Genomic DNA, 12,462 nt, shown 5'->3' with positions numbered 1-12,462 from the left:
AGCATCGCCTCGCTTTAGAATACCCCCACCCCTAACCCCTCCCTGGCGACGCCAGCCAGTATGAGGCCAAAGCTTCTTCGATACATGTCAGGTCGTCAGATTGTCCCCTCCCCCTTGTGGGGAGGGGTTAGGGGTGGGGGTAATTCTTGCTCTCACCCCGGCCGCTTGAACACCCGCCGCTCTGCCTCGACCTTTGCCCGGCACATGCAGCCCTCGATATGGTCGTTGACCAGGCCCATGGCCTGCATGAAGGCGTAGACGGTGGTCGGGCCGACGAAGGTCCAGCCGCGCTTCTTCAGTTCCTTGGATATCCGCGTCGAGGTCGGCGTCGTCGGGTTGGCGATGAGCGTCGGGTAGTCGACCACCTTGGGCCGCTCGTCGTCGCCCGGCTCGAACCGCCAGAACCAGGCCGCGAGCGACCCCGCCTCGTCGGCGAGGGCGCGGGCGCGCCTGGCATTGTTGATGGTCGAGACGATCTTGCCGCGGTGGCGCACGATCCCCGGATTGCCCAGCATCCGCTCGATGTCGGCCTCGCCATATTCGGCGACCCTGTCGAAGTCGAAGCCGGAGAAGGCTTCACGAAAGCTGTCGCGCTTGCGCAGAATGGTGAGCCACGACAGGCCCGACTGGAAGCCCTCGAGGCAGATCTTCTCGAACAGGCGATGGTCGTCACCGACCGGGCGGCCCCATTCATGGTCATGGTAGTGCAGGTAGTCCGGCAAGCTGCCCGGCCAGAAGCAGCGTGTCGCGCCATCGGCGCCCTGCATGAGACCCGTCTTTTTCTCGTCCATCGTCCACCGCTCGCCAATTGCCCGAAGGCTTTGATTTACCCGCGCTTTACCAGATTCCTGAACGGCCTGGTAACCACACCGAATGGTTTGCTGACAAAGCCGCATTTTAAGCAACCCGATTCACGTTTCGGTGGGATCGGACAGCCAAGGTCGGCTGCGAACGGATCGCTGCTCGCGACCAGGATGTTGAAGAGTGCCGCCATGAAGACCCCTTTGATCCTCGCTGCCTGTGCCACCCTCCTGGCCTCGCCGGCGCTGGCCTACGACCGCTATGCGGAGCGGCCGCCCGTCGTGGTCAGCCCCGACCTTTCGGCGCCCTGGGTGCTGCAGCTCGGCCGCGATCCGGCGGAAGTTGCGCCCAGGCCGCAATCGCGCGAGCCGAGGCTCTACCAGGCGCCGCCGCGCGCGGTGCAGCGCCGGCAGGCGAACCCGGCCCGGCCGCAGCTGGCCGCGCTGCGGGCGCCGGAAAAGCGCACCGTCCGGCCGCAGATGAACCCCATCTACCTGCCGCAGCAAGTCGCCTATGAGGGCGGGGAGAAGCCTGGCACGATCATCATCGATACGATCGAGAACTTCCTCTACCTCGTCGAGGAAGGCGGCCAGGCGCGGCGCTACGGCGTCGGCACCGGCAAGCCGGGCTTCGAATGGTCGGGCACCCACAAGGTGACCGCCAAGCGCGAATGGCCCGACTGGCGCCCGCCGGCCGAGATGATCGCGCGCGAACGGGCCAAGGGACGCGTGCTGCCGGCGAAGATGGAGGGCGGTCCCGACAATCCGCTGGGCGCACGCGCACTCTATCTCGGCTCGACGCTCTACCGCATCCACGGCACCAACCAGCCCTGGACCATCGGCGGCGCCGTCTCCTCGGGCTGCATCCGCATGCGCAACGAGGACGTGATCGAGCTCTACGAGCGCGTTCCGGTCGGCACCAAGGTGATCGTCAGATAGTTCCGCTACGGAGGCGGAGCCCGGCTGCGGAAGCCGGGCCTCCGGGAAAAGGGGCAGCGCCGAGCGTTGCCCCTTTTCCACGTTCGAAGGGTGCCCTTGCGTCAACTTCAGGAAAATTTGTTCAATATAGGTAAAATTTAGACATTGACCGCCCTTCCCTTTGGCGACACGGCGAAGTATCGGAGAAACGACTTGGAGCGCCGCGGCTGAACGGACGCGCCGTGCCCCAGCTACTCATCCTGCGCGCCTTCCGTAGATAGACTTTCGGCCGGCGAGCTGGCCGTTGACCGCCGGAGAGAAAAAGATGCCGCCGCTCGATGACACCCGCTATCTCAAGGGTGGCCCAGTTGCCGCCCGCATCATTGCCGAGGTTCGCGCCGCTGCCCTGCAGGCCACCGAGGAAGGCTTCCGCCCAAAGCTCGTTTCCATCACCGTCGGCGACGTCGAGGCAGTGGACGTCTATGTGCGCAACCAGCGCACCAAGGCCGAGCTCGCGGGCATCGACTTCGAGGAACGGCGCTTTCCGGCCGAACTGACCGCCGGTGAACTGGAAGCCGCGATCCACGGCATGAATGCCGATCCGCGCATCACCGGCATCATCATCCAGAGGCCGGTTCCGCAGCACATTCCCATCAAGGCGATCCAGGCCGCGGTGCATCCGCTGAAGGACGTCGAGGGCATGCATCCCGCCTCGATCGGCAACATCGTCTACAACCAGCTCGACCTCGCGCCCTGCACCGCGGCGGCCTCGGTGGAACTGCTCAAGGCCACCGGCCTCGACCTCAGGGGCCTGGAGGTGGTGGTGGTCGGGCATTCGGAGATCGTCGGCAAGCCGATCGCCTTCCTGCTCATGAGCGAGGGCGCGACGGTGACGGTGTGCCATCACATGACGCGCTCAGTGGCAGCGCATGCACGCCGCGCCGACGCCCTGTTCGTCGCCGTCGGCAAGCCGCGGCTGATCAAGGCCGACATGGTGAAGCCCGGCGCGGCGGTGATCGACATCGGCATCAATGCCGAGACGCAGCCGGACGGCTCGACCCGCATCGTCGGCGATGTCGACACCGATTCGGTCAAGGACGTGGCGTCGTGGATCACGCCGGTGCCCGGCGGCGTCGGCCCGGTCACCGTGGCGATCCTGCTGCGCAACACCATGGTGGCGCTCAACCGGCAGCGCGCGCTCTACAAATCGAGCTTCGCAACCGGCGACGCCAAGCTGGCTGCAGCGGAGTAGAGCCGACGCCTACAGCCTGTAGGCGTCGCTGCTGATCTCGGACACCGCGGCCGGCGCCATGCCGGTCGGCAATCCGCTGGTGACGACGATCGGCGTGCCGTCGGACACGCGCTCGAACAGGTCGATGACGTCCTGGTTGATCAGGCGCACGCAGCCGGATGAGACGGACTTGCCGATCGATGCCCATTCGGGCGAACCGTGCAGCCGGTAGAGCGTGTCCTTGCCGTCCTGGAAGATATAGAGCGCACGTGCGCCCAGCGGATTGCGGATACCCGGCTGCATGCCGCCCTCCCACTCGTTCTTGCCCGGCACCTGTTTGGCGCGGTACGGCTCGAGTTCTGGCTGGCGGTCGATCATCTCGTTCGGCGGGAACCAGCGCGGCCATGCCTGCTTCCACTCGATGACGCCGCGCCCGGCCCATTCGAAGCCGGCGCGGCCGAGGCCGACGCCGTAGCGGATCGCCTCACCGTCGCCAAGCACCAGATAGAGGAAATGCGTCGACGTATCGACCACGACCGTGCCCGGCTTTTCGCCGGTCGGATCGGCCACGATCTGGCGATAGTAGCGCCGGTCGATCTTCTTGAACGGGACGCCCGGAATGTCGTAGCCGTTGTCGTTGACGGCCGCATACATCATGGTCGGATCGCCGAAAGCCGGGTCCACGCTCAACGGCGGCGCCACCGGAGGTTCCGGAAAGGCAGGAGCTATATAGGCGGCCCGTTGGCTGCTTGTGGTCGAACAGGCCGACAGCGCGGCGGAGGCTGCTCCGGTCGCGGCCAGGGCAAGCAACCTGCGGCGGGTAAAAGTCGTCATCAAGCTTTCCAATAATGCTCTCTGCGAACCCTGGAACGCGCCAATTTCGCATGTTCCATGCCCGGGTTTCAATCTGCGGTATCGAAGACTGCCGACCGGCGGCGAAACCGATTGCGAGGACCTCCGCTATCAGAGCATCCCGAAATAGCAAGGTATCCGCGCGTCGCTCTCGGTTAGTTGATCAGCCGATGCCGGCCGGCTTGTCGCCACCATAGGCCCAGTCGAGCAGCTTGACGGTGTGAACCACCGGCAGCCTGGCCGCCGAGGCTATCTGGGTGATGCAGCCGATGTTACCGGTGGCGACCAGCGCCGCACCCGTCGCCTCGATGTTCTTGACCTTGCGGTCGCGCAGGCGGGCGGAGATCTCCGGCTGCATGATGTTGTAGGTGCCGGCCGAGCCGCAGCACAGGTGCCCCTCGCGCGGCTCCTTGACCAAGAAGCCGGCGCGCGCGAGCAGGTCCTTGGGCTGGCGCGTGATCTTCTGGCCATGCTGCATCGAGCAGGCGGAATGGTAGGCGACCGTCAGGCCCAGCTTGCGGGCCGGCTCGGGCAGGTCGAGCGTCGCGAGATATTCGGTGACGTCCTTGGCCAGCGCCGAAACCCGCGCAGCCTTTTCGGCATAGGCGGGATCGAGCCTGAGCATGAAGCCGTAGTCCTTGATCGTGGTGCCACATCCCGAGGCGGTGATGACGATGGCGTCGAGGCCGCCGCGCTCGATCTCGCGCGTCCAGGCGTCGACATTCTGCCTGGCCGAGGCAAGTGCTGCCTCCTCGCGGCCCATGTGATGGACCAGCGCGCCGCAGCAGCCCTCGCCTTCCGGGACCACCACCTCGACGCCGAGCCGGTTGAGCAGCGACACCGTCGCTTCGTTGATGCCGGGCTCGAGCACCGGCTGGGCGCAACCGGTGAGGATGGCCACGCGGCCGCGCCTTACCGCCTTCGGAGTGTGGACGCCGGGCTTCTCCAGAGCCGACGTCGCCGGCACCGACACAGGCGCGAGGCGCAGCATGGCGGCGACCGGTTTCAGTGCCGCAACCTTGTCGAAGGCGCCGGCAAAGGGTCGTCCGAGTTTCGCCAGCTTGAGGGCGGCGCGGAAGCGGCCGCGATGCGGCAGGACGAATGCCAGCAGCGAGCGCGTCAACCGGTTGGCGAGCGGGCGCCTGTAGGTCTTCTCGATATGGGCGCGGGCGTGGTCGACCAAATGCATGTAGTTCACGCCCGACGGGCATGTGGTCATGCAGGCGAGGCAGGACAGGCAGCGGTCGATGTGGGTGACGATCTCCTTGTCGGCCGGGCGGCCGTTCTCCAGCATGTCCTTGATCAGGTAGATTCGGCCGCGCGGCGAATCCAGCTCGTTGCCGAGTGTCACATAGGTCGGGCATGTCGCCGTGCAGAAGCCGCAATGCACGCATTTGCGCAGGATCTTCTCCGATTCCGCGACATGCGGATCGGCGAGCTGGGCTGTGGTGAAATTGGTCTGCACGGCGTTTCGGTACTCTTCTCTGCAGCTAGATCAGCCAGCTCTCGGGGTTCTTGATCGGCTCGCCGCGCCCGATCGCCTGCAGCCCCATGATGCAGCGGACGATGAACCAGACGGCGACCGCGAACATCAGGATGATGCCGATGAACAGGAACATCAGCACGAAGGAGGCCAGCGCGTAGAGCAGGCCGATCCAGAAGGTGCGGATGAGCCAGGTGTAGTGGGTCTCGACGATGCCGCCGGCCTTGCCGCGGTTCATGTAGGCCAGGATGATGCCGATGATGCCGGTAATGCCGATGACCAGCCCGGCGAGATAGAGAACATAGATCACCTGGACGTTGGTCGGGCCAGGTTCGAGCCAGCGGTCGGTCTGGCGTGGCGTGGGGGTCGGCTGCGTGTCGCTCATGAAGTGGCTCCCTCTGTTGCACGCGCCAAGGTAGCAGAGTCGGGCGAATGCACCATCCGGCCGGGATTGAGGATGTGCCTGGGGTCAAACTCGGCCTTGAGCCGCGCGGCAAGCGCGGCAAGGGCCGGCGGCTGCGGCTCGAAGACGGGAATCGCGGCGCGCCAGGCTGGCGCGGCGCGGACCAGCGTCGCATGGCCGCCGCTGAACTTCCTGATCAGCGCGCGCAGCAAGTCCGCCTCCGGCTCGCCTTCCATGCGCAGCCAGACCAGGCCGCCCTGCCAGTCGTAGAAGGCATCCACTGCTGCCTGCATGCGCAGCGCCAGCACCATGTGGTGGGCGTTGGCCGGCGGCATGGAAATGCGCCAGACGGGCTTGTCCGTGCCGTCGGCGAAGGGCCGGCAGTCGCGCACGTCGCGCCACAGCGCCCGCGAGGCCTCGTGGGCGATCTCCTCGATGGGGCCGGCGTTGCCGAGCAGATGCCGGAGCTGGCCGAGACGATAGGCGACCGACGGGCCAAAGCCCTCGACACGCAGCAGGGTGGCCGGATCGCCACCGAGCCTGCCGTCGAGGACGCGGCCCGCCATGCGCTCGGGCAGGTGGGCGGAGGAAGAAACCTCGGCGCTGGACCCCATGGCGATCGACATCGCAGCGGTGGCGTTATCGTCCAGCAGTCCTCGGATAGCGAGCGTGGTCTCGGTTTCCGCAGCCGGAAGCACCTTGAAGGTGAGGTCGGTGACGACGGCCAGCGTGCCCCACGAGCCGGCCATGGCCTTGGAGAGATCGTAGCCGGTGACGTTCTTGACGACGCGGCCACCCGACTTGAAGGCCTCGCCGCGCCCGGACACCGCGTGGATGCCGAGGATATGGTCGCGGGCGGCACCGGCCTTGAGGCGGCGCGGACCGGCGAGATTGGCCGCCAGCACGCCACCGATTGTGGCACGCCCGGGCGCCTGTCCCAGCAAGGGGCCGTAGTCCATCGGCTCGAAGGCGAACTGCTGGCCGTTGTCGGCGAGCAGTTTCTCGATCTCGGCCAGCGGCGTGCCTGCCCTTGCCGACAGCACCAGTTCGGCGGGCTCGTAGAGGGTAACGCCCGCGAGTTGCGACAGATCGAGCGTATGTTCGCATTGCAGCGGCCGGCCGAGCGCGCGCTTGGAGCCTTGGCCGAGGATCTCCAGCGGCGCGCCTTCGGCAGAGGCCCATTGGACCGCGGAGAGGACATCAGCTGCGGTGGCGGGGGTAAAGGTGGTCATGGGTTGAGCCCGCCAGGAACGTCCGAAAGGCCGCGTTTCTTCCCACCCCCCTCTGGCCTGCCGGCCATCTCCCCCACAAGAGGGGAGATTGGCAGTTGCGGCCGCAGCCTCCACCTTTCGGCGCTGGCGATTGGCGAAGGAGGCGATGACAGCTGCTCTCCCCCCTTGTGGGGGAGATGGCCGGCAGGCCAGAGGGGGGTGGGACAGAGCGCCAGCATCAAATTTTCACCCCTCAGAACCTCGGAATGTCCGGAAACGCCACCTGGCCGCGGTGGACATGCATTCGGCCGAGCTCGGCGCAACGGCGCAACTGCGGGAAGACCTTGCCGGGATTGAGCAGATGATTGGGGTCGAAGGCGCATTTGACCCGCATCTGCTGGTCGAGATCAATGTCGTCGAACATCTCCGGCATCAGGTCGCGCTTTTCGACCCCGACGCCGTGCTCGCCGGTCAGCACGCCGCCGACCTTTACGCATAGGCGCAGGATGTCGGCGCCGAACTCTTCCGCTTTCTCCAGCTCGCCCGGCTTGTTGGCATCGTAGAGGATCAGCGGGTGGAGATTGCCGTCGCCGGCGTGGAAGACGTTGGCGACACCTAGGCCGTAGCGCTCCGACAGTTCGCGCATGCCGGCGAGCACGCGCGGCAGTTCCTTGCGCGGGATGGTGCCGTCCATGCAGTAGTAGTCGGGCGAGATGCGGCCGACGGCCGGGAATGCCGCCTTGCGGCCGGCCCAGAAAGTCAGCCTCTCCTGCTCGGACTGGGAGATGCGGCAGGTGGTGGCGCCGTTACGGTTGGCGATCGCCTCGACCAGGCCGATCAGATGGTCGACCTCCACTGCGGGGCCATCCAGCTCGACGATGAGCAGCGCCTCGACGTCGAGCGGATAGCCGGCATGGACGAAGTCCTCGGCGGCGCGGATCGCCGGGCCGTCCATCATCTCCATGCCGCCGGGAATGATGCCGGCGCCGATGATGTCGGCGACGCACTGGCCGCCCTCTTCGCTTGTCGGGAAGCCGATCAGCAGCGCCCGCGCCGTCTCGGGCTTCTGGAGGATTCGGACGGTGACCTCGGTGACGACGCCGAGCAGCCCTTCCGAGCCGGTCATGACGCCGAGCAGGTCATAGCCCTCGGCGTCGAGATGCTTGCCGCCGAGCCGCACCACCTCGCCGTTCATCAGCACCATCTCGATGCCGAGCACGTTGTTGGCGGTGAGCCCGTATTTCAGGCAGTGCACGCCGCCGGAATTCTCCGCGACGTTGCCGCCGATCGAACAGGCGATCTGCGACGAAGGATCGGGGGCGTAATAGAAGCCGTCCTGCTCGACGGCGGTCGTGATGCCGAGATTGGTGACGCCCGGCTGGGCCGTGACGGTGCGATTGGGATAGTCGATCTCGAGAATACGGTTGAAGCGGCTCATGACCAGAAGCACCGCGTCCTCGAGCGGCAGCGCACCGCCCGAAAGCGAAGTGCCCGCGCCGCGCGGCACGACGCGGATGTTGCGCTCATTGCAGTATTTCAACAACCGCGACACCTGGGCGACGGTTTCGGGCAGCACGACGACCAGCGGCAGCTGACGATATGCGGTCAGGCCATCGCTCTCGAAGGCGCGCATCTCATTGACCGTGTCGACCACGCCCTCGCCCGGCACGATGATGCGCATGTCGGCGACGATCTCGGCGCGGCGGGCAAGCGTCGCCGCATCGGGCTTGGGCATCAATATGCCGGACATCGGTCACCTGCGGTCGAGAACTGGTAAAAAGCTTTTACCAGTTGAGGCGAACGCATGCAAACCGGAAGAAGGTCGATGACAGAAGCGGCGCGCCGGGACCTTCCCGCAGCGTCAATCTGCCGCTGGCAACGCCCTTGCTTCTCCCCTTTTGGGAGAAGGCGGATCAGCGCGAGGCGCCAAGACGGATGAGGGGTGCTGGACGGACGGAGCGTGAGGTAGCAGAGGGGCTTGGCGTACCGAACACCGGCCGTCGCGCACTCCGGCCAACACCCCTCATCCGCCCCTTCGGGGCACCCCCGCAAGGGGAGAAGGCAAAGCGCCGCTATTCTCCGGGGTGCAGCTTGGATTCGCTATGGGCGCGGCGCACCCGGCGGACGCCCCACCAGACGAGCAGCACGGCAAGCGGCACGGCGGCGGCGGTGACGATCTCCGGCGCGAAGGCGTGGTCGACCGCCGAAGCACCCTTGGCGATATATCCGACCAGGCCGACGACGTAGTAGGACACGGCGGCGACCGACAGGCCTTCGACGGTCTGCTGCAGCCGCAGTTGCAGCCGGGCGCGGTTGTTCATGGAGGCAAGCAGGTCGCGGTTCTGCTTCTCGACCTCGACGTCGACCCAGGTGCGCAGCAGCGTGGTGGCGCGGGTCAGCTTGCGCGAGAGATTGGCCTGGCGCTCCTCGACCGAACGGCAGGTGCGCATTGCCGGCGCGACGCGGCGCTTGAGGAAGCCGGCCCAGGTGTCGTAGCCCGGCACGACCTCCTCGTCGAGCGCTTCGAGGCGCTCGCGGACGATGCCGTCATAGGCGCGGCTGGCGCCGAAGCGGTAGAGGCTGGAGGCGGCGTCGGCCTCGAGCTCGGCGGCAAGCTCGGTGAGGTCGGCAAGCAATGCCTGGCTGTCGCGCGTCTCGATCGCCTTCATCTCGCGGGTGATCTGGGCAAGCCGGTCCTCGATGCGGCGGACGCGGCCCGAAAGCGACAGCGCCATCGGCAGGCCCAGCATCGCCAGGGTACGGTAGGTCTCGATATCGGTCAGCCGTGCCGAAAGCGCGCCGGTCCGCGCCGGCGTCAGTCCGCGGTCGAGGATGAGGATGCGGGTCAGGCCATCGCCGTCCTGGCGGAAGTCGGTGACGATGGCGGCGGCCCCGCTCTCGACCAGCGAGTAGCACAGGCTGGTGGGATCGAAGGTCGCGATCAGCTTCTCGCTGGCCGGCGTCCACTTGCGGATCTCGAGCCGGATGCCGGAGATGACGGTACCGGGCGGGCTGAAGCCGTTGCCGAAGGGCGAATCCTCCTGGGCGCGGCCACCGTCGCTCAGCGGCCCTTCCCACAGATAGGTAGAGAACTCGGTGTGGCGCTCCCAGCGCAGCGAGCCCTGGCCCCACTTCATCGCATGGTGGCGGGCCTGGCGGTCGGGCGCGGCGATGCCGAGGCGGCGCGACAGTTCCGAAAGCACCGCCTGGTCGACGGCGGACCCGCCCTCGGTCATGAAGGAAAGCTGGACCAGCACGCGCGGGCTTTCGACCAGCGGATGCGGCCGCGAATGGACCTCGCCGAGGGCGCCGGGACGTCCCTCATGGGCCGGAAAACCCATGACGCTGCCGGTCGCGCGCGGCAAAAACTCCAGTGAGGACGGCTCGGCTGTCACTTGCGGCTCCCTCGATGCCATGACCTTCCTGCCTCTAGGTAAGTTTACCGCAACAGGCAAACGCCAACTTTAGCGGCGGCTGATACTGTGCATCACAAGTGGCACATCGAGATACTGCCGGAGTGGATAAATAATTTGACCAGTCGGGGGCCTCCCACCTATCCTTGCGGCCAAGGACAGAGCTTCCGGACAGCACCCCTTGAGCGACATCTTTTCCAGGATCGAGCATTCGCGCACCGCCGACGAGGTGGTTGAGCAGATCGAAAGCCTGATCCTCGAAGGCGTGCTGCGGGCCGGCGACCGGCTGCCCGGCGAACGCGAGATGGCCAAGCAGCTCGACGTGTCGCGGCCGATCCTGCGCGACGCGCTGAAGGCGCTCGAAGCGCGCGGCCTGATGGTGTCGCGCCACGGCGGCGGGACGCATGTCGCCGACGTCATCGGCCAGGTGTTCTCCAAACCGGTCATGGAACTGATCGTCAGCCACAGGAAGGCTGCTTCCGACTACCTCGAATACCGGCGCGAGATCGAAGGGCTCGCCGCCGAATACGCCGCGCGGCGGGCGACCAGGGAGGACCTGGCGATGCTCGACGGGATCATGCAGCGCATGGAGGCGGCCTATGGCCGGGCCGACTTCGAAGAGGAAGCGGCGATCGACGTCGAGTTCCACCACGCGGTCGGCGAATGCGCCCACAACATCATTTTGCTGCACACGCTGCGCTCCTGCTACCGGCTCCTGTCCGACGGCGTGTTCCAGAACCGGCTGGTGGTATTTGCACTGCCGGCGGCGCGCGACGCGCTCTTCGACCAGCACAAGGCGATCCACCGCGCCGTGGCCGCAGGGGATGCCGCCGGCGCGCGCAAGGCGGCGATGGACCATATCAGCTATCTCGAACGCGCCATGGCCGAGGCCGAGCGCAGCAGCGACTGGCAGCGCATTTCCCGCCTCAGGCTGAAGCAGCGGCTCGAAACCGGCGGAGCCGACCGGAAACAGCCATGACCGGCATGCATTTTCTCGATGCCCGAGGCCCGGAGGGCATTCGCCTTTATGCGGTGGGCGACATCCACGGCCATCTCGACCTGCTCGTCGAAATGCATGCGCGCATCGCCGAGGAGATCGCCCGCGACCGGCCGCCCGACTGGCGCATCATCCACCTGGGCGACCTGGTCGACCGCGGTCCCGACTCGAAAGGCGTGATCGAGTTCCTCATCGCCGCCGTCGCGCGCGACAACCGCAACATCGTGCTCGCCGGCAACCACGACCAGGGGTTTCTCGACTTCCTCGACTATCCCGATCCCGCCGGGCTTTTCGCCCGCAACGGTGGGCCGGAGACGGCGTGGTCATACGGCGTCGCATTGCGGATGGCCGATGCGCTCGGCCTGCATCAGACCCATGCCGCACTGGTCAGGGCGGTTCCCGACAGCCATCGGCGCTTCCTGCGCCGGCTGCCCGCCTCGGCAACGTTCGGCGATTTCTTCTTCTGCCACGCCGGCATCCGGCCGCAAGTCCCGCTCGACGAGCAGGACCCGCGCGACCTGCTGTGGATCCGCGGCGAATTCCTGAACTATCCGGCGCTACACCCGAAGGTGATCGTGCACGGCCATACACCCCAGGCCGAAGCCGAGGTGATGCCCAACCGCATCAACATCGACACGGGCGCGTTCCATTCAGGCAGGCTCACGGCGCTCGTCGTCGACGGAGCCGAAAAGCGACTGATTTCAGTAGAGGTGGCGCGCGTCAGCGGGCGGCGGTGACGCCGTAGCCGTCGACGACGTTGTGATCGGACGCGGCGTCCGCGGAATAGATTCCGAAGCCGCCGAGCACGATGGCCGACAGCATGGCGAGGGACAGGAGCACTGCTTTCACAGGGGTCATCTCAGGTTGAGCTTCCTGCACTCTGCATGAGCAGAGTTACGAACAAGTTTACGAAAAGTTGCTGCACGGCACTGCTGCCCGGCCAGTCGAGCCGAGCTTGTAGGGTCGTTCTGTATCGGGCTTGTGTCGCTCCGAATGCGGGAACGGTTCATTCGCGATACCATTTCCGCCCGGCGCGGGAGTTCTCATAGAAAGGCTTTTCGGCACAATCCAGCGGGCAAACGACCGTCCACAGCGGATTTCTTTCGCAGTGCCAAAAATGTCACGAAATGGGATGGCGGACGGTGATCGGCTGC

The 12,462-nt window shown here is 66.4% G+C and carries 12 protein-coding genes; 4 read left to right on the top strand and 8 right to left on the bottom strand.

The features are described from left to right. Positions 1–152: 152 nt before the first annotated feature. Positions 153–791, bottom strand: a complete 639-nt coding sequence (locus J2X50_RS13840) for a DNA-3-methyladenine glycosylase I (protein ID WP_429095808.1) — start codon at positions 789–791, stop codon at positions 153–155. 201 nt (positions 792–992) lie between these two features. Between J2X50_RS13840 and J2X50_RS13835 the strand changes: the two genes are divergently transcribed. Then, positions 993–1,739 (top strand): L,D-transpeptidase, encoded by a 747-nt coding sequence (locus J2X50_RS13835; RefSeq protein ID WP_429095806.1) that lies wholly within the window; start codon positions 993–995, stop codon positions 1,737–1,739. A gap of 304 nt (positions 1,740–2,043) precedes the next feature. Further along, positions 2,044–2,970 (top strand): bifunctional 5,10-methylenetetrahydrofolate dehydrogenase/5,10-methenyltetrahydrofolate cyclohydrolase, encoded by a 927-nt coding sequence (locus J2X50_RS13830; protein ID WP_429095805.1) that lies wholly within the window; start codon positions 2,044–2,046, stop codon positions 2,968–2,970. A 9-nt stretch (positions 2,971–2,979) separates the two neighbouring features. Here the strand turns inward: J2X50_RS13830 and J2X50_RS13825 are convergent, their stop codons facing one another. The 6 genes from J2X50_RS13825 to J2X50_RS13800 form a co-directional block, all read right to left on the bottom strand. Beyond that, complete coding sequence (locus tag J2X50_RS13825; protein ID WP_429095804.1) at positions 2,980–3,783, bottom strand: L,D-transpeptidase; 804 nt, start codon at positions 3,781–3,783, stop codon at positions 2,980–2,982. Positions 3,784–3,964: 181 nt separating this feature from the next. Beyond that, positions 3,965–5,266, bottom strand: coding sequence for a glycolate oxidase subunit GlcF (glcF, locus tag J2X50_RS13820; protein ID WP_429095802.1), 1,302 nt, complete (start codon positions 5,264–5,266; stop codon positions 3,965–3,967). A gap of 25 nt (positions 5,267–5,291) precedes the next feature. Then, positions 5,292–5,669 carry a DUF4870 family protein gene (locus J2X50_RS13815; RefSeq protein ID WP_429095800.1) on the bottom strand — a complete coding sequence of 126 codons (378 nt, stop codon included), beginning with the start codon at positions 5,667–5,669 and terminating at the stop codon, positions 5,292–5,294. After that, a complete protein-coding gene (glcE, locus tag J2X50_RS13810; RefSeq protein ID WP_429095799.1) occupies positions 5,666–6,919 on the bottom strand; it encodes a glycolate oxidase subunit GlcE in 1,254 nt (417 codons plus the stop codon). The genes J2X50_RS13815 and glcE overlap by 4 nt, the downstream gene beginning before the upstream one ends. 232 nt (positions 6,920–7,151) lie before the next feature. Continuing rightward, entirely contained in the window at positions 7,152–8,648 is a 1,497-nt protein-coding gene (locus J2X50_RS13805) for an FAD-linked oxidase C-terminal domain-containing protein (RefSeq protein WP_429095797.1), read from the bottom strand. A gap of 322 nt (positions 8,649–8,970) precedes the next feature. Continuing rightward, positions 8,971–10,314, bottom strand: a complete 1,344-nt coding sequence (locus J2X50_RS13800; protein WP_429095795.1) for a DUF3422 family protein — start codon at positions 10,312–10,314, stop codon at positions 8,971–8,973. A 178-nt stretch (positions 10,315–10,492) separates the two neighbouring features. On the opposite strand from J2X50_RS13800, the gene J2X50_RS13795 reads away from it, so the two are divergent. After that, positions 10,493–11,290: an FCD domain-containing protein gene (locus J2X50_RS13795; protein ID WP_429095793.1), complete on the top strand. Its 798-nt coding sequence runs from the start codon at positions 10,493–10,495 to the stop codon at positions 11,288–11,290. Then, positions 11,287–12,045 (top strand): metallophosphoesterase family protein, encoded by a 759-nt coding sequence (locus J2X50_RS13790; protein ID WP_429095791.1) that lies wholly within the window; start codon positions 11,287–11,289, stop codon positions 12,043–12,045. The genes J2X50_RS13795 and J2X50_RS13790 overlap by 4 nt, the downstream gene beginning before the upstream one ends. On the opposite strand, the gene J2X50_RS13785 is transcribed toward J2X50_RS13790, so the two are convergent. Continuing rightward, complete coding sequence (locus J2X50_RS13785; protein WP_340036423.1) at positions 12,029–12,166, bottom strand: hypothetical protein; 138 nt, start codon at positions 12,164–12,166, stop codon at positions 12,029–12,031. The genes J2X50_RS13790 and J2X50_RS13785 overlap by 17 nt on opposite strands. Positions 12,167–12,462 lie beyond the last annotated feature (296 nt).

This window comes from Aminobacter sp. BE322 (assembly GCF_050433525.1).
In the GTDB taxonomy this organism is placed as follows: Bacteria; Pseudomonadota; Alphaproteobacteria; order Rhizobiales; family Rhizobiaceae; genus Aminobacter.
Note: the sequence above shows the minus strand (reverse complement) of the source record. Positions and strands in the feature narration are given on the sequence as shown.

Bases quoted from the DNA above. Each gene is read 5' to 3' on its own strand.
- J2X50_RS13835 (WP_429095806.1), top strand. From the start codon at position 993: ATGAAGACCCCTTTGATCCTCGCTGCCTGTGCCACCCTCCTGGCCTCG.
- J2X50_RS13830 (WP_429095805.1), top strand. From the start codon at position 2,044: ATGCCGCCGCTCGATGACACCCGCTATCTCAAGGGTGGCCCAGTTGCC.
- J2X50_RS13815 (WP_429095800.1), bottom strand. From the start codon at position 5,669: ATGAGCGACACGCAGCCGACCCCCACGCCACGCCAGACCGACCGCTGG.
- glcE (WP_429095799.1), bottom strand. From the start codon at position 6,919: ATGACCACCTTTACCCCCGCCACCGCAGCTGATGTCCTCTCCGCGGTC.
- J2X50_RS13790 (WP_429095791.1), top strand. From the start codon at position 11,287: ATGACCGGCATGCATTTTCTCGATGCCCGAGGCCCGGAGGGCATTCGC.
- J2X50_RS13785 (WP_340036423.1), bottom strand. From the start codon at position 12,166: ATGACCCCTGTGAAAGCAGTGCTCCTGTCCCTCGCCATGCTGTCGGCC.
- J2X50_RS13805 (WP_429095797.1), bottom strand. From the start codon at position 8,648: ATGTCCGGCATATTGATGCCCAAGCCCGATGCGGCGACGCTTGCCCGC.
- J2X50_RS13840 (WP_429095808.1), bottom strand. From the start codon at position 791: ATGGACGAGAAAAAGACGGGTCTCATGCAGGGCGCCGATGGCGCGACA.
- J2X50_RS13825 (WP_429095804.1), bottom strand. From the start codon at position 3,783: ATGACGACTTTTACCCGCCGCAGGTTGCTTGCCCTGGCCGCGACCGGA.
- J2X50_RS13800 (WP_429095795.1), bottom strand. From the start codon at position 10,314: ATGGCATCGAGGGAGCCGCAAGTGACAGCCGAGCCGTCCTCACTGGAG.